At 69.6% G+C, this 17,978-nt stretch carries 20 protein-coding genes; 10 read left to right on the top strand and 10 right to left on the bottom strand.

Features of this window, described 5'->3' with window-relative positions; translation table 11 throughout:
* Positions 1–3 precede the first annotated feature (3 nt).
* Entirely contained in the window at positions 4–297 is a 294-nt protein-coding gene (locus tag AB0M73_RS10915; protein WP_363889705.1) for a hypothetical protein, read from the top strand.
* A 169-nt stretch (positions 298–466) separates the two neighbouring features.
* Here the strand turns inward: AB0M73_RS10915 and AB0M73_RS10910 are convergent, their stop codons facing one another.
* Positions 467–1,807, bottom strand: coding sequence for an NtaA/DmoA family FMN-dependent monooxygenase (locus tag AB0M73_RS10910; protein ID WP_363889703.1), 1,341 nt, complete (start codon positions 1,805–1,807; stop codon positions 467–469).
* 11 nt (positions 1,808–1,818) lie between these two features.
* Entirely contained in the window at positions 1,819–2,883 is a 1,065-nt protein-coding gene (locus AB0M73_RS10905) for an LLM class flavin-dependent oxidoreductase (RefSeq protein WP_363889701.1), read from the bottom strand.
* Positions 2,884–2,993: 110 nt separating this feature from the next.
* Between AB0M73_RS10905 and AB0M73_RS10900 the strand changes: the two genes are divergently transcribed.
* Complete coding sequence (locus tag AB0M73_RS10900) at positions 2,994–3,383, top strand: VOC family protein (RefSeq protein ID WP_363889747.1); 390 nt, start codon at positions 2,994–2,996, stop codon at positions 3,381–3,383.
* On the opposite strand, the gene AB0M73_RS10895 is transcribed toward AB0M73_RS10900, so the two are convergent.
* Positions 3,380–5,170 (bottom strand): coagulation factor 5/8 type domain-containing protein, encoded by a 1,791-nt coding sequence (locus AB0M73_RS10895; protein WP_363889698.1) that lies wholly within the window; start codon positions 5,168–5,170, stop codon positions 3,380–3,382. The genes AB0M73_RS10900 and AB0M73_RS10895 overlap by 4 nt on opposite strands.
* Before the next feature lie 193 nt (positions 5,171–5,363).
* Between AB0M73_RS10895 and AB0M73_RS10890 the strand changes: the two genes are divergently transcribed.
* The gene (locus AB0M73_RS10890; RefSeq protein ID WP_363889695.1) at positions 5,364–5,963 is read left to right on the top strand and encodes a TetR/AcrR family transcriptional regulator; all 600 of its coding nucleotides are present in this window, start codon (positions 5,364–5,366) and stop codon (positions 5,961–5,963) included.
* A gap of 123 nt (positions 5,964–6,086) precedes the next feature.
* Here the strand turns inward: AB0M73_RS10890 and AB0M73_RS10885 are convergent, their stop codons facing one another.
* Positions 6,087–6,818 carry an SDR family oxidoreductase gene (locus AB0M73_RS10885; RefSeq protein WP_363889692.1) on the bottom strand — a complete coding sequence of 244 codons (732 nt, stop codon included), beginning with the start codon at positions 6,816–6,818 and terminating at the stop codon, positions 6,087–6,089.
* Between the two features lie 216 nt (positions 6,819–7,034).
* Here AB0M73_RS10885 and AB0M73_RS10880 point away from each other — a divergent pair, with 216 nt between their 5' ends.
* The 5 genes from AB0M73_RS10880 (at position 7,035) to AB0M73_RS10860 (ending at position 10,615) form a co-directional block, all read left to right on the top strand.
* The gene (locus tag AB0M73_RS10880; RefSeq protein ID WP_363889689.1) at positions 7,035–7,931 is read left to right on the top strand and encodes a TetR-like C-terminal domain-containing protein; all 897 of its coding nucleotides are present in this window, start codon (positions 7,035–7,037) and stop codon (positions 7,929–7,931) included.
* A gap of 4 nt (positions 7,932–7,935) precedes the next feature.
* A complete protein-coding gene (locus AB0M73_RS10875) occupies positions 7,936–8,697 on the top strand; it encodes an alpha/beta hydrolase (RefSeq protein WP_363889687.1) in 762 nt (253 codons plus the stop codon).
* Between the two features lie 40 nt (positions 8,698–8,737).
* Positions 8,738–9,370, top strand: coding sequence for an HNH endonuclease family protein (locus tag AB0M73_RS10870; RefSeq protein ID WP_043726938.1), 633 nt, complete (start codon positions 8,738–8,740; stop codon positions 9,368–9,370).
* Positions 9,371–9,475: 105 nt separating this feature from the next.
* A complete protein-coding gene (locus AB0M73_RS10865) occupies positions 9,476–10,102 on the top strand; it encodes an NBR1-Ig-like domain-containing protein (RefSeq protein ID WP_363889684.1) in 627 nt (208 codons plus the stop codon).
* A gap of 129 nt (positions 10,103–10,231) precedes the next feature.
* Positions 10,232–10,615 (top strand): hypothetical protein, encoded by a 384-nt coding sequence (locus tag AB0M73_RS10860; protein WP_363889682.1) that lies wholly within the window; start codon positions 10,232–10,234, stop codon positions 10,613–10,615.
* A 43-nt stretch (positions 10,616–10,658) separates the two neighbouring features.
* Here the strand turns inward: AB0M73_RS10860 and AB0M73_RS10855 are convergent, their stop codons facing one another.
* Positions 10,659–10,976 (bottom strand): hypothetical protein, encoded by a 318-nt coding sequence (locus AB0M73_RS10855; RefSeq protein WP_363889679.1) that lies wholly within the window; start codon positions 10,974–10,976, stop codon positions 10,659–10,661.
* 175 nt (positions 10,977–11,151) lie between these two features.
* Here AB0M73_RS10855 and AB0M73_RS10850 point away from each other — a divergent pair, with 175 nt between their 5' ends.
* Complete coding sequence (locus AB0M73_RS10850) at positions 11,152–11,880, top strand: helix-turn-helix transcriptional regulator (protein WP_363889677.1); 729 nt, start codon at positions 11,152–11,154, stop codon at positions 11,878–11,880.
* Between the two features lie 39 nt (positions 11,881–11,919).
* Positions 11,920–12,411, top strand: a complete 492-nt coding sequence (locus AB0M73_RS10845) for a hypothetical protein (protein ID WP_363889675.1) — start codon at positions 11,920–11,922, stop codon at positions 12,409–12,411.
* Positions 12,412–12,471: 60 nt separating this feature from the next.
* On the opposite strand, the gene AB0M73_RS10840 is transcribed toward AB0M73_RS10845, so the two are convergent.
* The 5 genes from AB0M73_RS10840 to ileS form a co-directional block, all read right to left on the bottom strand.
* On the bottom strand, positions 12,472–14,022 hold the full coding sequence (locus AB0M73_RS10840) for an ATP-grasp domain-containing protein (protein WP_363889672.1): 1,551 nt from the start codon (positions 14,020–14,022) through the stop codon (positions 12,472–12,474).
* 90 nt (positions 14,023–14,112) lie between these two features.
* A complete protein-coding gene (trxA, locus tag AB0M73_RS10835; RefSeq protein ID WP_363889670.1) occupies positions 14,113–14,532 on the bottom strand; it encodes a thioredoxin in 420 nt (139 codons plus the stop codon).
* Positions 14,519–14,650, bottom strand: coding sequence for a hypothetical protein (locus tag AB0M73_RS10830; protein WP_363889668.1), 132 nt, complete (start codon positions 14,648–14,650; stop codon positions 14,519–14,521). The genes trxA and AB0M73_RS10830 overlap by 14 nt, the downstream gene beginning before the upstream one ends.
* Positions 14,651–14,668: 18 nt before the next feature.
* Complete coding sequence (locus AB0M73_RS10825) at positions 14,669–14,890, bottom strand: hypothetical protein (RefSeq protein ID WP_363889666.1); 222 nt, start codon at positions 14,888–14,890, stop codon at positions 14,669–14,671.
* Positions 14,883–17,963: an isoleucine--tRNA ligase gene (gene ileS / locus AB0M73_RS10820; RefSeq protein WP_363889663.1), complete on the bottom strand. Its 3,081-nt coding sequence runs from the start codon at positions 17,961–17,963 to the stop codon at positions 14,883–14,885. Before ileS ends, AB0M73_RS10825 begins: the two co-directional genes overlap by 8 nt.
* Positions 17,964–17,978: the final 15 nt, after the last annotated feature.

Below are 17,978 nucleotides of genomic sequence, written 5' to 3'. Positions count from 1 at the left end.
AGCGTGTCCGAGGAGCAGATCATCGCCTGCACGTTGGGCGGGGACGAGCAGGCCGACCGCACCGAGCAGTGGCGGCGGCTGTTGACCACCGCCGTCCGCAGCGAGCCCGTGCGCGACGGCATCCGCTTCGTGCTGCCCGTGGAGATGTCCGGCCAGATCGCCACGCTGGCCGTCGCCGAGCAGCGCTGCTGCCCCTTCTTCGACTTCACGCTGAGACTGGCCGACGGCCGCCTCACCTTCGACGTCCGCGCCCCCGCCCAGGCCGCATCGTTGGTCGCCGACCTCTTCGGCACCTGACACCCCCGCGAGTCCCGCCCTCCGTCACACCGAAATACGGTTTCGTGCACAACTGAGACTAGAGTCCCAGCGGCGCGGCGGCCTGGTGGTACTTCCGGAGCCGCCGGAGCTTCCGGTTGTAGTGCTGGAAACCGGGTTTCGGTGTGACGCTGGGCGGGACTCGCGGGGGTCAGGGGGTGTCGAGGGCGAGGTGGTGGCGGAGGGTGGGGCCGGTGTAGTCGGTGCGGAAGACGCCGCGTTCCTGGAGCAGAGGCACGACCTGGTCGGCGAATTCGTCGAGGCCGCCGGGGGTGACGTGGGGGACCAGGATGAAGCCGTCGCTGGCGTCGTTCTGCACGAGGTGGTTGATCCGCTCGGCGACGGTGGCGGGGGAGCCGATGAAGTTCTGGCGCCCGGTGACCTCGATGACGAGGTCGCGGATGGAGAGGTTCTTGGCCTCGGCCAGCTCACGCCACTGACGCGCGGTGGCCAGGGGATCCCGGTGCATGCGGTCGCTGGCCCGCCCCTTGGAGATGGTGTTCTCCCCGATGACGGGATCGAACGACGGCAGCGGCCCGTCGGGGTCGAAGCCGCTCAGGTCGGCGTTCCACAGCTGCTCAAGGGACCTGATCGCGGTGGCCCCGCTGACCTGCTGCCGTCGCACGACATCGGCCCGCTCATGGGCCTCGGCGTCGGTGTCGCCGAGCACGAAAGTAGCCGCCGGCAACACGATCAGCTGATGGCCGGAGCGGCCGTACTTGGCCAGCCGGCCCTTCACGTCCGAGTAGAAGGCTTGCCCCGCCTCCAGGGTGCCGTGCCGGGTGAAGATGGCGTCGGCGGTGGCGGCGGCGAACTCCCGCCCCTCCTCGGAGTCACCGGCCTGGATGATCACCGGCCGGCCCTGCGGGCTGCGCGGCACGGGGAACTGGCCGGAGATGTCGAAGTGCGAGTCGTGGTGCTCGAATCGGCCGGCGCCGTCACGGATGAACTGCCCGGAAGCCTTGTCGGCCAGGACGTCGTCGGCCCGCCACGAGTCGAACAGCTCCCACGCGGTCCGCATGAACGTGTCGGCTCGCGAGTACCGCTGGTCCTGCGGGAGGAAGCCGCCGCGCCGGAAGTTCTCGCCGGTGAAGGCGTCCCAGGAGGTGACGACGTTCCACGCCGCCCGCCCGTCGGACAGGTGGTCGAGCGACGCGAACTGCCGGGCCACCTCGAACGGCTCGTTGAACGTGGAGTTGATCGTGCCGGCCAACCCCAGCTTCGAGGTGACGGCGGCCAGCGCGGCCAGCACGGTGAACGTGTCGGGCCGGCCGACGACGTCCAGGTCGTAGATCACCCCGCCCTGCTCACGCAGCCGCAGGCCCTCGGCCAGGAAGAAGAAGTCGAACTTGGCCCGCTCGGCGGTCTGGGCCAGCTTCACGAACGAGCTGAACTCGATGTGGCTGCCGGCCTCGGGATCGCTCCACACGGTCGTGTTGTTCACGCCGGGGAAGTGCGCGGCGAGATGGATCTGCTTCAGCGGCTTGGTCATCGCAATCCCCCTCAGGCGACGTAGCGGTTGGCGGGCCGGTCCAGTCCCAGCAGCCCGCGCAGGGTGGGGGCCTCGTACGACGTGCGGAACGCCCCGCGCGACCGCAGTTCCGGCACCAAACCCCGGGTGATGCCGTGCAGGTCGTGCGGCAGCGAAGCCGGCCGCAGGCGGAAGCCGTCGAGTCCGGCGACGTGCCAGGCCAGCAGCAGTTCCGCCAGCTCCCCAGCCGTCCCGGCGAACACCAGGGCGTCGCTTTCCAGCAGCGCCAACGAATCCAGCCGAGCCCGCCGATCGGCCGCGGCCCTCGACGTGGAATCGAGGAACACGACCAGATCCGCGAACACCTGCCGCCCGCGCTGCGTCTCGACCAGGGGCCCGATCTCGTCACGGGACTGCGGCGTCACGTAGACGACGTCGACCGACGAGTCGGCAACACCGCCCAGGGCGGTCACCAGCGGCTGGCCCTGCGGCGGCCGTGGCGTGATGGACGGCCCGCGGACCGAGAAGAACCGGCCCTCGAAGTCGATGTAGTGCAGCTTCTCCCGATCGACGAACCGCCCGGTCGCGACGTCGCGGATCTCGGCGTCGTCCTCCCAGCTGTCCCACAGCCGCCGCAGCACCTCGATGTAGTCCGCGGCCTCGCCGGCGGTGTCCTCGTCGACGGAACGCCGCCCGAAGTTGCGGTACTCAAGGGCGTCGGAAGAAACCGACACCTGCACACCGCCCCGACCGGTGCTCACGTAGTCCAGGGTCGCGATGGCCTTCGACAGGTGGAACGGCTCGGTGTGCGTCGCGACGATCTCCGGCACCAGCCCGATGCCCGAGGTCAGCGGCGCGACCCGGGCCGCGACCAGCACCGCGTCCAGCCGGGCCCGCACACCGTCGGAGGGCAGCGCCAGCGAGTCACGGAAGGTGACGAAGTCGAGCGTGGCGGCCTCGGCCTCGCGCACCAGGTCCAGCCAGTAGCCGGCCCCGAACACCTCGGCCGGACGCGTCTCCTCGGCACGCCAGGCGGCGGGGTGCCAGCCGACGCCGTCCAGCGCGACGGCCAGTCGCGGACCAGTTCCACGTGTCATGTCAGCGATTGTGCGCCGCAGGACGCCCGGCCCGCTGGGGCGGCCACACAGTGGGACAGCGCCGTCCTTCGGGAATAAGGGCCGCGGAACAGGGAATAAGGCAGGATGTGATCATGCCGCACATCGGATTGGTCGCCGTGCTCGTGCACGACTACGACGAGGCGATCGCCTTCTACACCGACGCCCTCGGCTTCGAGCTGCGCGAGGACACCGACCAGGGCGCCGGCCGGCGCTGGGTGGTGGTGGCCCCGCCGGGCTCGACCGAGACGGCGATCCTGCTGGCCAAGGCCGACAAGCCGGCCCAGCGGGACCGCGTCGGCGACCAGACCGGCGGCCGGGTCGGCCTCCTGCTCAACACCGACGACTTCGCCCGTGACCACGCGCGCATGCTCGCCGCCGGTGTCGAGTTCGAGGAGGAACCGCGACACGAGCCGTACGGCTCGGTCGCGGTGTTCTCCGACCTCTACGGCAACCGCTGGGACCTGATCCAGCCTGCCTAGGGGTACTGCGTGAGCATGCCCAGGTTGGTCGTGGAGTCCGACGGGCCGCCGGTGGTGTTCACGATGTGGGCGATCGTGCCCTGCCCGCCGCCGAGCGAGAACGTGATCATGCTGTGGAAGCGCACCCCCGGCGTGTGCGGGGCGGCGATCGCGCGGTCGGCCACGATGGTCCGGTCCACCGCGAAGATGCAGTAGCTGCCCAGACCCCACGCCTCGTGCCGGCGCACCCGGTCGCCGACCGCGTAGGCCGGGAAGCCCCGGTGCGGCCCGTCCATCCAGGCCGCCTGGTTGGGCGGGTCGTAGGGCATCTCGTTCTGGAAGAAGTAGGTGCGGCCGTTCTCGCCGTTCCACTGCACCTGCGTGCGTTGGTGGTGCTCGACGAACAGCCCGTAGGCCACCACGTCGTCGCCGTTGACGACCAGGCCCTCGCCCACGGTGTTCTTGGTCCAGCCGACGCCGCTGCCGTGGTCGGCCCGCCACAGCCAGGTGTTGTCGATGATCACGTTGTTGCTGTTGACGACCACCGACTGCTTGGTCTTGCCCGGCAGCGTGCCGCCGATGCGCACGAACACGTCGTGCAGCGAGCTCGGGTTGCGGCTGTGGTCCCGCCGCGAGCCGGCCGGACCGACCCGGATCAAGGCTTCCGACTCGGTGACGCCGGCCTCGATCAGCAGCCCGGCCAGGTGCACGCCGTCCACGTCGGCGACGTCGATGGCGGTCGCGCCGTTGTCGGGGATCAGCGTGGCGTAGCCGAGGCCGAGGATCACCGTGTCCGGCCTGACGACCTTGAGCGACTCCGACAGGTGGTAGATGCCGGGCGTGATCAGCAGGTGCTTGCCCTGCGCCAGCGCGGCGTTCATGTCGGCGACGGTCACGCCGTCCTTGACGATCAGGAAGTCCGCGATCGGGATCGAGGCGCCGGCCGGCTTCTGCGCCTCCCAGCTGGTGGCCTGCGCGTCGTGGCGCACGTCCGGCACGAAGACCTGCCAGGCACCCTTGCTGTCCACGTACAGGAACGGCTTTTCCCTGATCACCGGCGACTTCGGCACGGACGTGACCGGGGGAGCGGGGAAGGTGGTGGCCGGGGCGTTGGCCGTGCCGACGAAGACGATGTTCCAGTTGGAGCCGACCCAGCTGCCCAGCACCGAGTTGCGGGTGACCCACTGCTGCTGGGTGCCGGAGTTGATCTGCCCGGTGAGTCGGCAGTCGGCGATGAAGCCGCCGCTCGACCAGCTGCCGTCGGACAGCTTCAGGTCACCGAGCAGGTAGATCCGCCGGTAGAAGGTGGCCTGCGAGACGGCCCAGGTGTCCTGGCCGCTGCGCGGGACGATGTTCAGGTTCTCCGCGCCGCGCCAGAAGTTGATCAGCGTGTTGTTGCCGTGCGCCTCGCCGAGCACCTGGCAGGAGCCGGTGATGCCGGCCGCCGACGGCTGTAGGCCGAGGCCGGCGACGTGCGTGTAGTAGCCCAGTTTGACGTCGATGCCGTAGCCGCCGGGCTTGAACAGCAGCGCATAGCGGCCCGAGCCGAACTCGGCGTGCTGCTGCTGGGCGTAGACCGCGTCGACCGTGGACTGGATCGTCGCGGCGGGCATGGAGCCGTCGAACACGTGCACGTTGGGGCCGAAGTCCGGATCACCCGCTTTGGGCTGAGCCGGCGGGGGAGGCGCCGGGGCCTCGGCCGCCGCGGCGTTCGAGGCCAGCGCCATCACGGGCGCCGCCGCCAGTGCCGCGCCGAGGAAACCTCTGCGGGCCAAGCCTCGACCGGTCTTGCCGTCACTATCGGACACAGGGCCTGTCCTCTCGTCAGGGCAAGGTCCTCCGCACCAGGGTCTCTTCTCGTGCCCCCGGGGCGAAGTCCCTTCGAACCAGCCCCGACCGCCGCCCGACCGAGGCTTTGTTCGAGTCGCGATTTAACTCGTGAAAATATTCGGCCGTCAAGGTGCCGGGGAAGAAACGCGGTGTCCATATATCGTGGACGGCATGACCGAGACCGACCAGCCGATCCGCCGCGGGCGAGGTCGCCGACCCGCCGCCGAGGTGCGCGAACAGGTGCTGGCCGCGGCCGGCGAGCTGTTGCTGACCGAGGGCATGGCCGGCTTCACCATCGAGAAGGTGGCGGCCCGGGCCGGGGCCAGTCGGATGACCATCTACAAGTGGTGGCCGTCCCGGGGCGCGCTCGCGTTGGACGGCTACGCCACCAAGGTACGCACGGTGCTGGAGTTCCCGGACACCGGCGACATCGAGACCGACCTGACCACGCAGGTGCTGGCCTTCACCCGGCTGCTCACGGAGACCGGCGCCGGCAAGGCGATCGCCGAGCTGATCGGGGCCGCGCAGACCGATCCCGAGCTGGCCTCGGCTTTTCGGGAACGCTATTCCGCGCCACGGCGGGAACTGGCCGTGACAGCCATGGGCAAGGCCATCGAGCGGGGGCAGCTGCGCGACGACATCGACCCTCAGGTCGTCGTCGACCAGCTCTGGGGCGCGTGTTACAACCGCCTGCTGGTGCCGGACGAACCGATCACCGACGACTTCGCCAAGGCGTTGGTGCGCAACGTGATGACGGGTATCAAGCGCTGAAGTGCGCCGCTAGCGACGCGCCCCACCACCTGCGCCGATGCGGCGGGCTAAATCCGGCAAGGGCGAGGCAGGGGTCACGAGGGGCCGAGCCGCGACGCCGGAGGCGGCGCCATTCAACACCACTCAGACCACGCCGCCGTTGGCGTAGATCACCTGGCCGTTGATCCAGCGGGCCGGGCCGGCGAGGAAGGAGACGACCTCGGCGACGTCCTCCGGCTGGCCGAGGCGTTCCAGCGGCGCGGCCTTGGACGCCCGGTCGATGGTCTCCTGGTCCTTGCCGACGAAGTACAGCGGAGTCGCGGTCGGGCCGGGGGCCACCGCGTTCACGGTGACGTCGCGGCCGCGCATCTCCTTGGCCAGGATCAGGGTCATGCCGTCGATCGCGCCCTTCGTGGCGGCGTAGGCGGTGTAGTTCGGCACGGCGATGTGCGTGACCGAGGTGGAGAAGTTGATCAGCGCGCCGCCCCGGCGCAGCCGGCGCACGGCCTGTTGGTCGACCACGAAGGTGCCGCGCACGTTGGTGCGGTGCATCCGGTCGAAGTCGGCCAGGTCCAGGTCGGCCAGTGGCGACAGCAGCATGATGCCGGCGGTGTTCACGACCACGTCGACGCCGCCGTAGCGCTTCTCGGTGTCCTCGAACAGGGCCTCGATCTGCGTCTCGTCGGCCACGTCGGCCTGGTAGGCGGACGCGGTGCCGCCGGCGGCGGTGATCGCCTCGACGGCCTCCTCGGCGCGCTGGGGGTTGCCGGCGTAGGTGAGGACCACCGTCTGGCCGTCCTTGGCCAGCCGCTCCGCGACGACGCGGCCGATGCCACCCGAACCGCCGGTGACGATGGCAACCCTGGTCTCGCTCATGGTCTTTCTCCCTGCTTGGTTGTGGACGCTATGTACATATAACCATGAATGTGTACGGCGTGTCCATATGTCATGGTGTGTCGGCCGTCACGTGGTGTGACCCTGCCCGGTGGATACACTATGTCCATATAAAGAGATACAGTTTGTCCATATCTAGCGATACTGCCCGGTCCATATCTGGCGATACTGCTGGTCCATATCGATGGGAGGCGCGTGATGCGTGGTCGACGTCCCGCCGCCCTTGTCCGCGAGCAGGTGCTCGCCGCCGCCGGTGAGCTGCTGCTGGCCGAGGGCATGGGCGGCTTCACCGTGGAGAAGGTGGCGGCGAAGGCCGGGGCGAGCCGGATGACCATCCACAAATGGTGGCCGTCCCGGGGCTCGCTGGCCCTGGACGGCTACGCCACGGTGGTGTCGCACAGCCTGGAATTCCCCGACTCGGGTGACGCCGAGGCCGACATCGTCACGCAGCTGCTGGCCTTCGTGCACCTGGTGCGTGACAGCCGCGCCGGGCGGGTGATCGGCGAGCTCATCGGCGCCGCCCAGACCGACACCGAGCTCGGCCTGTCCTTTCGGGAACGCTACTCGCGCCCCCGCCGTGAACTTGCCGAGCGCACGCTGCGTCGTGGCGTGGAACGTGGTGAACTCCGTTCCGACTTCGACCCGCAGGTGGTCGTGGACCAGCTGTGGGGCGCCGTGTACCACCGGCTCCTCATCCCCGACGAGCCGCTGACCGACGAGTTCGCCCGGGCGCTCGTCGCGAACATCATGCCCGGACTGCGTAAGGAGAACAGCGTGAGCACGCCAGCCGCCATCCAGGCCTTCGTCGACGCCACCAACGCGGCCGACACCGAGGCGTTCGTCAACGCCTTCACCGAGGATGCCTTCCTCGACGACTGGGGCCGCCAGTTCCACGGCCACGACGGCGTGGCCAGCTGGAACAAGACCGACAACATCGGCGTGCAGGCCCACTTCGACCTCCAGAAGGTCGAGCCGGCCGGCGAGCCCGACAGCTACAACGTGACGATCAAGGTTCGCAGCCACCGCTTCAACGGCACCGGCACCATGGCTTTCGTCGTCCGCGGCGACAAGGTCGCGAGCCTTGTGATCTCCTGACCGGGTGTTCGTCACCGACGAGGGGCAGGGTTCGCCGGTTTTCCTGCTGCTGCACGGGTTCAGCGGGTCGCACCGGTGGTTCGACGCCGTGACGCCGCTGCTGGCCGCGCACGGGCGTGTGCTGCGGGTGGATCTTCGCGGGCACGGGCGGACCGGCGGCCGCATCGGCCTCGACGCCGTGTCGCAGGCCGCCGATGTGCTCGGAGTGCTGGACTCGCTCGGCGTCGACCAGGTGACCGCGGTTGGCCATTCGTACGGGGCCGACGTGGCCTTGGCCCTGGGGCGGCGGGTGTCCAGGCTCGTGATCATCGGGCAGGCGCCGGACTACGGCGACGCCACTTTCCCCAGGGGTAACGGATTGTTGGCTGCGCCGGTGCTTGGCCCGCTGCTGCACCGGTTTGCGCCGGCCGGCGCGGTGCGTCGCGCGGTGTCGTACGCCTTCGCGCCGGGGTTCGCCTTCGACCCGGTGTTGCTGCGTGATCACGCAGCCACGGATCCGGCGGTGGCCCGGGCGGTGATCGTCGACCGGCGGAATGCGTTGGCGCGTCGGCCGTTGGACGAGCAGGTGCGTGCCCTGGGCGTTCCGACGCTGGTCATCCTCGGTCGACACGACCGGTTCTATCCCTGCGCCCGCACCGCCGAGCGCTACCGCGCGGCCGGCGCCCGGGTGGAGATCATCGCCGACGCCGGCCACAGTCCCCAGGTGGAACGGCCGTCCGAAGTTGTGGATCTAGTGCTTTCGCTGCACGCCAACTGCTCCGAATGACCTCTGTCGCCGGTGACGATCTTGCCGTACCCCTGGGGGCATGGCTGGCCCCCGAACCGGCGTGACCGCCGGTATCGCCCTGTTCGCACTGCTCACCCTCACCGCCTGCAACCTGCCCGCCACGGCCGGCGGCGACAGCACCGCGCCGCTGCCCAGCGACAGCAGCCAGCAGCTGGCGTCGCTGAAGATCGCCGCCGCCGGTCCCATGACCGGCTACTCGCGTGATCGCTTCGGCGGCGACTGGATCAAGCAGCCCGACGGCTGCGACACCCGCGTCGACGTGCTCAAGGCCCAGGGGCGGGACGTGAAGTCCAAGGGCTGCACCGTGAACTCCGGCAACTGGACCTCGCTCTACGACGGCGTGGCCGTGACCTCGCCCCATGACCTGGACATCGACCACCTCGTGCCCGAGGCCGAGTCCTGGCGCACCGGCGCCGCGACGTGGACCCAGGATCAGCGGGTGGCGTTCGCCAACGACCTGGACGAGCTGGTCGCCGTCACCGCGCACAGCAACCGCAGCAAGGGGGATCAGCCGCCGCCCGGCTACATGCCGGTGGAGTCCGAGCGGTGCGACTACTCGACGCACTGGATCAAGGTGAAGGCCAAGTACAAGCTCACGATCTCCCAGACCGAACACGACGCCCTGGTGCAGATGCTGGGCACCTGCCACTGAGCACGTGGCGCGCGTCACAGGCGTGACCGGCCAGCCAAACGGGCCTTGCGGCGTCAAGCCTGTGTGGCGACAGGACGAAGGGGCCGCGTGGCGCAGGCCCCCGCGATGGCTGGATCATTCGCCCACGCGCTGTGGGAGCTCAAACAGGCGGCGGGGGACCCGTCCTACGATCGGATGCGGGCCGAGTTTGGGGCGGTCGCGTCGAAATCGGCGCTGGCCGACGCCGCGCGCGGGCACCGGCTGCCGTCGTGGGACATCACCTGGGAGTTCGTGCGCCCGTTGGCGGTCGGCGTGCTGGGCCAGGAGCCACGGGCGGTGCGCCGGGCCTGGCGGCTCAAGTGGGAGGCCGCCGCCGCGCAGCCGGTCCTTGCCGTCGCGGCGATTCCCGGCGACCGGTCGACGTTCGTCAGCGATCTCGACGTGCCCGACGGCATGACGGTGCCGGCGGGCACGCGGATCGTGAAGACGTGGGTGCTGCACAACTCCGGGACCGTGCCGTGGATCGGCCGGTACCTGCGCCGCGCGGCGTCGTTCGGACCCGACGAATGCCTGACGCCGCAGGAGGTCCCCATCCCGGCGACCCGCCCCGGCGAGCAGGCTCGCGTCTCGGTCGACGTCCGGGTGGCGCAATCCCCGGGCTACCACCAGGTCTACTGGAAGATGGTCGATTCGGCCGGCCGGCTCATGCTGCCCGGCCAGCGGGCCGTCTTCTTCCTCCTGCACGTGACCTGATTTGTGCGGCGGACAAAGGCGCGACCAGCGACGACGCCGGGAATTGTCCGCGATCGCCGCCGGCCGCTTCCGCCCGCCGTGGTCACGCTCCGAGGCTGGACAAGATCCATCCGACGAGAGGGGACGAGCATGACCAGGACCTGGATTCCGCTGGTGGCCGCCGGCATCGCGACCCTGGCGCTGGCCGGGACGGCCGTCGCCGCGCCCGCCGCGCCGGCCAGCGCCTCCAAGTGCGGCACCAAGTACTGCATCAACGTCAAGGGCAGCGGCCTGCACGTCGACTCCGCCACCGTGTCGCTGAAGTCCGGCGCCGCCGTCACCGGCTACTTCTACCTGGAGGCCAGCACCGGCTCCGGTGGCACCTTCTACTGGACCCCCAAGCTGACCAACGCCTACAGCGCCACGTTCTACGACATCACCTTCACGCGCACCGTCTCGCTGTGCGGCGGCGAGAACGCCGTCAAGTCCAACGTCGACCACGTCGGCGACGGCTGCGTCAGCGTCCACGCCTGATCCTGGGCCGTGGCCGTGCCCCCGGCACGGCCACGGCGCACGGTCAGCAGAGGTACTCGTACTCCCCGGTGTGCCACCAGGTGGTGCCGCCGATGTAGCCGTACACGTCGTAGTGGCCGACATAGAAGGTGTGGTTCGGCGCGTACACGTACATCAGGTTGTACTGGTAGACGGTGTCGTTGCCCGCGCGCTCCGTGTACTTCGGGCAGCCCGCGCCGTTGATGCTCGGCGGCGGATTGACGTGCGGGGACTGCGAGCTCGCCGGTGCGGTCGTGCTGGCCTGCGCCGGTAGGGTGCCCGCGGTGAGGGTGACCGCGGCGGCGACGGCCGCGGCAGCGGCCAGCTTGGTCAGGGAGATCACACATATCTCCGTTCATCGGTCGTACAGCGGCGCCGAATGCGCCTCGCCTCGGCCAGTTCTAGCCGTTCGACGACGTTCGGCTTCCGGCCGCGGCCGCTGATCATCAATGTCCGAACAACGCCGGCATGTTGCTTTCGGCCAGTCCTGATCGTCGGATCGGCCCCGGCCTGCCACCATGACCAGGGTGGACCCGCTGCCCGAGTCGGTGTGGAACGCGCCCGAGGTGCGCGACGCGGTCGCGAGCAACTCGCCGTCGGCGGTGATCGCGTTCGCCCGGCGGGCTCACGGGCTGCGGCAGGACGAACTGGGGGCGCTGGCCGGGTTCTCGCAGTCGGCGATCTCGCGGCTGGAGTCCGGCAGCAACCTGGCCTACGACGTGCGGGTGCTGCGGATCGTGCAGCGCACGCTGAACATCCCGCCGCACTTGCTGGGCCTGGCCGAACAGGGCGTGGCCACGGCCGAGCTGCGCCACCACGGCGGCACCGAAGCGCTGGTGGCGTTGCTGGGCGGGCGGATGGAGCGGACGGCGCCGGCCACGTCGGAGATCGTCGGCCAACTGCTGGTGGCGCGGCGAGTGATCAACGACGCCGACAACTGGCGGGTGTCGGCGGCGCTGCGGCCGGCGGCGCGGGAGCTGTACGAGTTCACGGACCTGCTGCGGCGGTCGGCCAGCGGCGAGATGCGGCGGATCCTGCTGTCGGTGGCCGCGCTGTACGCCGAGTTCGTCGGCTGGCTGCACGAGGAGAGCACCGACGAGGACGGCGCCGAGCAGTGGACGGCCCGGGCGATGCAGCAGGCGCAGGCGGCCGAGGACCGCGACATGGTGGCGTACGCCTACGTGCGGATGAGCGAGCTCGCGGCCGGCGACCACGACCGCATGATCGGCCTGGCCCGCGCCGCTTAGCGGGAACCGGGTATCGGCGCGGCGCTGAAAGTGCTGGCGTTGCAACAGGAAGCTCGCGGCCTCGCGCTGGCCCAGGACGAGACCGCCTGCCTCGACCGGCTGGAGCAGGCGACGCTGCTGATCGACAGGGTCGTGCACCCGGCCACCGACGAGTACCGCGTCGGCTACTGGACGGACATCGAGCACCTGGAGGCGCTGCGGGCCTCCTGCCTGCTCGACCTGGGTCGGCCACAGGAGGCCATCGACATCTACCACCACTTGCGGCCTCGGTGGGGCCACACCTGCTCGTGGTTCCAAGGCGTGCACACCGCCAAGCTCGCCCGCGCCTACGCCACGAACGGCGACCTCGACGAGGCGACAACAGCCGGTGTCGACGCCGCTGCCCTGGCCCGCGTCTCCGGATCCCCGCATGTCGTCCGCGAGCTGCGAGCGTTGGCCCCCTGGCCGGCGGTCAATATGCGGATCGCGCATACGGGACCGGAGCCGGCATCGACGACACCTCGGGACGGCCACTTCCGCCACCATGCGTAGGCATGGACGAGGACGGCGAGTTGTGGATCCCCTACGGCGATCTGACGCTGCACTTCTACGCTACGCCGCACCTCGTGGTCTGCGAGGTTGGCGACGCTGTGCCAGAGCCTTCCGCAGCCGCGCCTCAGCTTGGCGCGTGACGTCGTGGGGCGCCATGATGTCGGCGATCTCCGCCCCGGCCACGGCGTCCAGCACGACGTCCACAGTGGACCAGTCGGGCACCTGGACCAGTAGCGCCAGGCCGTCGCGGACGCCGTCGTACTCCGGCGTGACGACCACCGGACCCTGGTGGCAGACCACGACATCCACGCCGTCGACGGCCACGGCCGCCCGCAGCGTGTCCCAATCCGGTTCCAGCACGAGGAGAACCGGCCGGCCGGTGAGCCCAGGGGAGTAGACGAAGTCGCAGTACTCCACCGGCACCAGCGCGGCGACCTCTTCCCGGTGCGTGGCCAGCTTCGTCCGCCACAGCACCAAGGCCCCGAAGTATTCGCGGTGGGCGATCGGCACGTCGCCGGGGGTGATCAACTCGTCGTAGATCTCCGGCTCCGGCATCGCCTCGTTCCGATCCACGCCCAGCAGCTGCCGCTGCTCACGGGGATAGGCCAGCTGCGCGTAGGTGCCGCAGCGGCGCTCGCCCAGCGCCGTGACGGGCCGGCCGGACAGCACGTCGATCCAGTCGTCGGTGATGGACCGGCCATACTGGAGATGGATGCTCTCCCACACCATGCCACCGCCGACCCGCGGGTTGATCTCCACGATCTCGGCCGTGCCCTCGGCGTTGACGCGCAGCTCGACGTGATAGCCGCCGTCGGTCAGCCCGAGCACGTCCATCGCCTGCTGCGCCACGGTTTTCGCCCGATCCAGCTCCTCGTCGTCGAGGATCGTGACGGGGGAGGCCATGCCGCGCTCCAGCACGGTGTCCGCGCCGAACTCGATCAGCGTCTTGTCGTGGTCCACGACGTACGCCGAGACGCCGTCCCGGCGGATGATCTCCAGGCTGATCTCGCGGCCGTCGAAGAACGACTCGGCGATCAGCTCGTTGTCGGCGAAGTACTCGGCCATCATGTCCGCGTCGGCCGGTCCCTCGTCGAAGGCCCGCTGCAATGCCTCGACATCGGCCCACTCGCGCACCAGCCCCACACAGAGCGAGCCCACGCCCCGCCGGGGCTTGACAACAAATGTTTCCCCGGCCTCGATCCTCTGCCGCAGCACCGGATCCGTGACCCGCAGCGACTCGATGGTGGTGTTCAGGGCCTTGCGCATCAGGTGCTTGTCGAGGGTGTGCACCAGCGCCTCCGGCGCCACGTCGGGCGCACCCAGCAGCCGGTTGGCCTCGGCCATCAGCGGACGCAGCGAGTCGGCCTGCGTCAGACAGAAAACGAGGCCGTCGACGGCCTTGACGACTGCGGCGACCTCGTCAGAGGTGATCGTCACGCCCTGCGAGACGGCGTGCTCGACCTCGATGTCGGCGCACATGCGCCGGAACTGCGCGCCGCCGTCGGCCGGCAGCGAGGACAGCGCGAACGGCTCGAACCCCTTACACCGGAGCGTGTGCACATGCGACCTGGTCAACGGTGCGCCGCGCCGGACGAGCAGCAGTGCGCGCATGCTTCCCCACCTCCACAGACGACTTCTCCCGGCCACGTTATGGCCGGGAGAAGAGTCGTCCGTACGGTCAGAAAGGGCGTCCGGAAGCGGTCACTGCTGCTGGGCCGCCGCGATCTGCTCGCGGACCTTGTCCATGTCCAGCGCCTGCACCTGGCCGATCAGGTCCTCCAGCGCCACCGCCGGCAGCGCGCCCGGCTGGGAGAACACCACCACGCCGTCGCGCACGGCCATCAGCGTCGGGATCGAGCGGATGTCGAACGCCGCCGCCAGCTGCTGCTGCGCTTCGGTGTCCACCTTCGCGTACACGATGTCGTCGTGCTCGTCGGAGGACTTCTCGAACACCGGCCCGAACTGCCGGCAGGGGCCACACCACTCGGCCCAGAAGTCCACCAGCACCGTGCCCTTGCCGACGACGTCGTCGAAGTTCTCGCTGGTCAGTTCCACCGTGGCCATCGCCACCTCCTTCGCTGTCCGTTCAACGGTCCGACGATGGTTTTCATTCCTCGGCATCGACGGCACAGGCGCGCCGTCCGGTGACATCCGCCACGGTCACGCCGACGCCCGCTGTCGGGCAGAGCAGCTCCAGATCGTGCTCGTACGCCGCCTCCATGACGTCGTCGGCGCCCATCGCGCACGTGCCCGAATCTCAGCCGAACTCGCCGTGGTGCACGCGTCGCCGGAGTTCCTCGACCTCCTCGGGCGCGGGCACCAGCTTGGCCGGATTGCCGTTCGCGCCCCAGGTCGACACGCAGGTGCAGTCCCGCTCCGGGCAGATCATCATGCCGCCGTCGTCCGGGTCGCCGGTGGTCGCGATCATCACGTGCGGGTCGAAGGGGTGCCGGCAGTGCTCGCAGAGATCGTCAGCCATGGCTGGAGACCTTAGACAGCCAGACGTTCAGACCCAGTTCGGTGAACTCCGCCGGTTGGTCCGGTCCTTCGCCCTCGGTGATGTCGACGGCCAGCACGTCTTCGGCCAGCAGATCCCGGTGGCGGCGTAGGGCGGCGGCCACGTCCTCGCGGTCGCTGGTCCACCACAGCCGGATCCGGTCGGCGATGTCGAGGCCGGCGGACTTGCGGGTGTCCTGGACCAGGCGGAGGGCGTCGCGGGCCAGGCCGGCGAGGGTGAGCTCCTCGTCGAGCTCGAGGTCGAGGGCCACGGAGGTGCCGTTGACGGTGGTCACGGCCCAGCCCTTCCGAGGCTGCTCGGTGAGCACCAGATCCTCACCAGCCAGGGTGATCGTCTCGCCGTCCAGGGTGACGGTCAGCGTGCCGTCGACCGGCGTGCCGGCGGCGGCGATGGCCTTGGCCAGCTGCTGCATGCGTGGCCCGAACCGCTTGCCCAGCACCCGGAAGTTGGGCTTGACCGCGACCTCGACAAGGTCTGTTGTCATCGGCTCGACGGCTCGGACGTTGAGCTCCTCGGCGATCTGCTCGCGTAGGTCCGCATCGAGGTCGGCGAAGCCGGGGGCGTGCACCATGGCCCGGGCCAGCGGCTGGCGGGTGCGGATCTTGTTCGCGGCCCGGGTCGAGCGGCCCAGCTCGACCAGGTCGCGCACCAGCCGCATCTGAGCGACCAGGGCCGGATCCGCCGGCAGGCCGGCGGCCTCGGGCCAGGCCGCCAGGTGCACGGAGTCGGCGTCGGGGTGCAGGTGCTGCCACAGGTAGTCGGTGACGAAGGGCACGAACGGGGCCATCAGCCTGGTCAGCACGTCCAGGGTCTCGTGCAGGGTGGCCATGGCCGACGGTTCGGCCTGCCAGAACCGCCGCCGCGAGCGGCGGATGTACCAGTTGGACAGGTCGTCGATGAAGCCGGCCAGGCGGCGGCCGGCCGTGGCGGAGTCGAAGTCCTCCAGGGCGGCGTCCACGTCGGCGACGACGCCGTGCAGCTCGGCCAGCAGCCAGCGGTCCATGACATGCCGCTCGGTGACGGGTTCGCTTGGCCGCCAGCCGGCGAGGTCGGCGTAGCGGAGCAGGAACGAGGCCGCGTTCCAGTACGTCAGCAGCACCTTGCGGACGATCTCGCTGAGGACCTCGTCGCCGACGCGGCGATCCACCCACGGCGAGCCGCCGGCCAGCATGAGCCAGCGCACGGTGTCGGCGCCGTAGCGGTCGAACAGATCGAAGGGATCGAGGATGTTGCCGAGGTGCTTGCTCATCTTGCGGCCGTCGGCGTCGAGGATCAGCCCCAGGCACAACACCGTTTCGTACGAGGACTTGTCGAACACCAGCGTGCCGACCGTCATCATCGAGTAGAACCAGCCACGGGTCTGGTCGATCGCCTCGCAGATGTACTGCGCGGGGTAGGAGGCTTCGAATTCCGCCTGGTTGCGGTGCGGCGCGCCCCACTGCGCGAACGGCATCGCGCCGGAGTCGTACCAGACGTCGATCACCTGCGGCACACGGTGCGCTTCGGCCCGGCATTCAGGGCAGGGGAAGCTGATCTCGTCCACGAACGGCCGGTGTGGATCGAGCTCGGTGAGGTCTTCACCGGCCAAAGTGGACAGTTCCTTCAGCGATCCCACACACGTCAGGTGGTTGTCCTCACATCGCCAGATCGGCAGCGGCGTGCCCCAGAACCTGTTGCGGGACAACGCCCAGTCCACGTTGTTGTTCAGCCACGCCCCGTACCGGCCGTGCTTGATGTGCTCGGGATGCCAGTCGGTGCGCTCGTTCTCCGCGACCAGTCGGTCCTTGATCTCCGTGGTGCGGATGAACCAGGACGGCAGGGCGTAGTAGATCAGCGCCGTGCCGCAGCGCCAGCAATGCGGATAGCTGTGCGGGTACGGCTCGTGCTTGACCAGCAGGCCCTTCCGGGTGAGCTCTTCGATGACGGTGTCGTTGGCGTCACGGAAGAACAGGCCGCCGATGAGCGGGACGTCCTGGAGGAAGTGGCCGTCGAGGCCGATCGGGTTGACCATCGGCAGGCCGTGCCGCCGGCCGACCGCCATGTCCTCAGTGCCGAACGCCGGCGCCAGGTGCACGATGCCCGTGCCGCTGTCCATCGTCACGTAGTCGGCCGTGAACACCTGGAACGCTTCGTCCCCGAACTCGCTGAGCGGCACCAGATCCAGCGGTCGTTCGTAGCTTGCCCCGGCCAACTGTTGTCCGGTCATGCGGTCGATCACCGCCGCGCTCTCCGGCAGCAGCGGCTCCGCCGCGACGATCCTTTCGCCCTCGTGCTCCGCCAGCGCGTACGTCGCCTCCGGATGCACCGCCACCGCCGTGTTCGACGGCAACGTCCACGGAGTTGTCGTCCACACCAACAGGTTCGCGCCCTGCCACGGGCCGCTGGTCAGCGGGAACCGCACGTACACCGAGGGATCGACGTCGTCCTGGTAGCCCTGCGCCACTTCGTGGTCGGACAGCGGCGTCTCGTCCCGTGGGCAGTACGGGGTGACGCGGTGGTCCTCGACGAGCAGGCCCTTGTCGAACACCTGCTTCAGCGACCACCACACGCTTTCCACATAGGACGGCGCCATCGTGAGGTAGGCGTTGTCCAGGTCGACCCAGTACCCCATGCGCTCGGTCATCGCCGCGAAGTCGGCCACGTTGCGCAGCGCCGACTCCCGGCAGCGGGCGTTGAACTCGGCGATGCCGTACGCCTCGATGTCCTGCTTCTTGGTGAAGCTCAGTTCCTTCTCCACCGCCAGCTCCACCGGCAGGCCGTGGCAGTCCCAGCCGGCTCGGCGCTCGACGTGGTGGCCCTTCATCGTCTTGAACCGGGGGAACAGGTCCTTGAACACCCGCGCCTCGACGTGGTGCGTGCCCGGCTTGCCGTTCGCCGTCGGCGGGCCTTCGAAGAAGCCCCAGCTCGGGCCGTCCGCCGTCTGCTCCAGCGAGCGCCGGAACACCTCCGTCGACCGCCAGCGGACCAGAATCTCCCGCTCGACCGCGGGCAGGTCGATCTCGGTCGGCAGCGGGGAGAAGGCGCGTTCGCTCACCTTTACAGACTTTAT

Source organism: Kutzneria sp. NPDC051319, from assembly GCF_040682195.1.
In the GTDB taxonomy this organism is placed as follows: domain Bacteria; phylum Actinomycetota; class Actinomycetes; order Mycobacteriales; family Pseudonocardiaceae; genus Kutzneria.
This window is presented reverse-complemented; position numbering and strand designations above follow the sequence as displayed.

Coding starts and splice junctions, on each gene's coding strand:
- AB0M73_RS10860 (WP_363889682.1), top strand. CDS start 10,232: ATGACCAGGACCTGGATTCCGCTGGTGGCCGCCGGCATCGCGACCCTG.
- AB0M73_RS10830 (WP_363889668.1), bottom strand. CDS start 14,650: ATGGGCGCCGACGACGTCATGGAGGCGGCGTACGAGCACGATCTGGAG.
- AB0M73_RS10870 (WP_043726938.1), top strand. CDS start 8,738: ATGGCTGGCCCCCGAACCGGCGTGACCGCCGGTATCGCCCTGTTCGCA.
- AB0M73_RS10840 (WP_363889672.1), bottom strand. CDS start 14,022: ATGCGCGCACTGCTGCTCGTCCGGCGCGGCGCACCGTTGACCAGGTCG.
- AB0M73_RS10825 (WP_363889666.1), bottom strand. CDS start 14,890: ATGGCTGACGATCTCTGCGAGCACTGCCGGCACCCCTTCGACCCGCAC.
- trxA (WP_363889670.1), bottom strand. CDS start 14,532: ATGCCGAGGAATGAAAACCATCGTCGGACCGTTGAACGGACAGCGAAG.
- AB0M73_RS10865 (WP_363889684.1), top strand. CDS start 9,476: ATGGCTGGATCATTCGCCCACGCGCTGTGGGAGCTCAAACAGGCGGCG.
- AB0M73_RS10885 (WP_363889692.1), bottom strand. CDS start 6,818: ATGAGCGAGACCAGGGTTGCCATCGTCACCGGCGGTTCGGGTGGCATC.
- AB0M73_RS10910 (WP_363889703.1), bottom strand. CDS start 1,807: ATGACCAAGCCGCTGAAGCAGATCCATCTCGCCGCGCACTTCCCCGGC.
- AB0M73_RS10850 (WP_363889677.1), top strand. CDS start 11,152: ATGACCAGGGTGGACCCGCTGCCCGAGTCGGTGTGGAACGCGCCCGAG.
- AB0M73_RS10890 (WP_363889695.1), top strand. CDS start 5,364: ATGACCGAGACCGACCAGCCGATCCGCCGCGGGCGAGGTCGCCGACCC.
- AB0M73_RS10880 (WP_363889689.1), top strand. CDS start 7,035: ATGCGTGGTCGACGTCCCGCCGCCCTTGTCCGCGAGCAGGTGCTCGCC.
- AB0M73_RS10905 (WP_363889701.1), bottom strand. CDS start 2,883: ATGACACGTGGAACTGGTCCGCGACTGGCCGTCGCGCTGGACGGCGTC.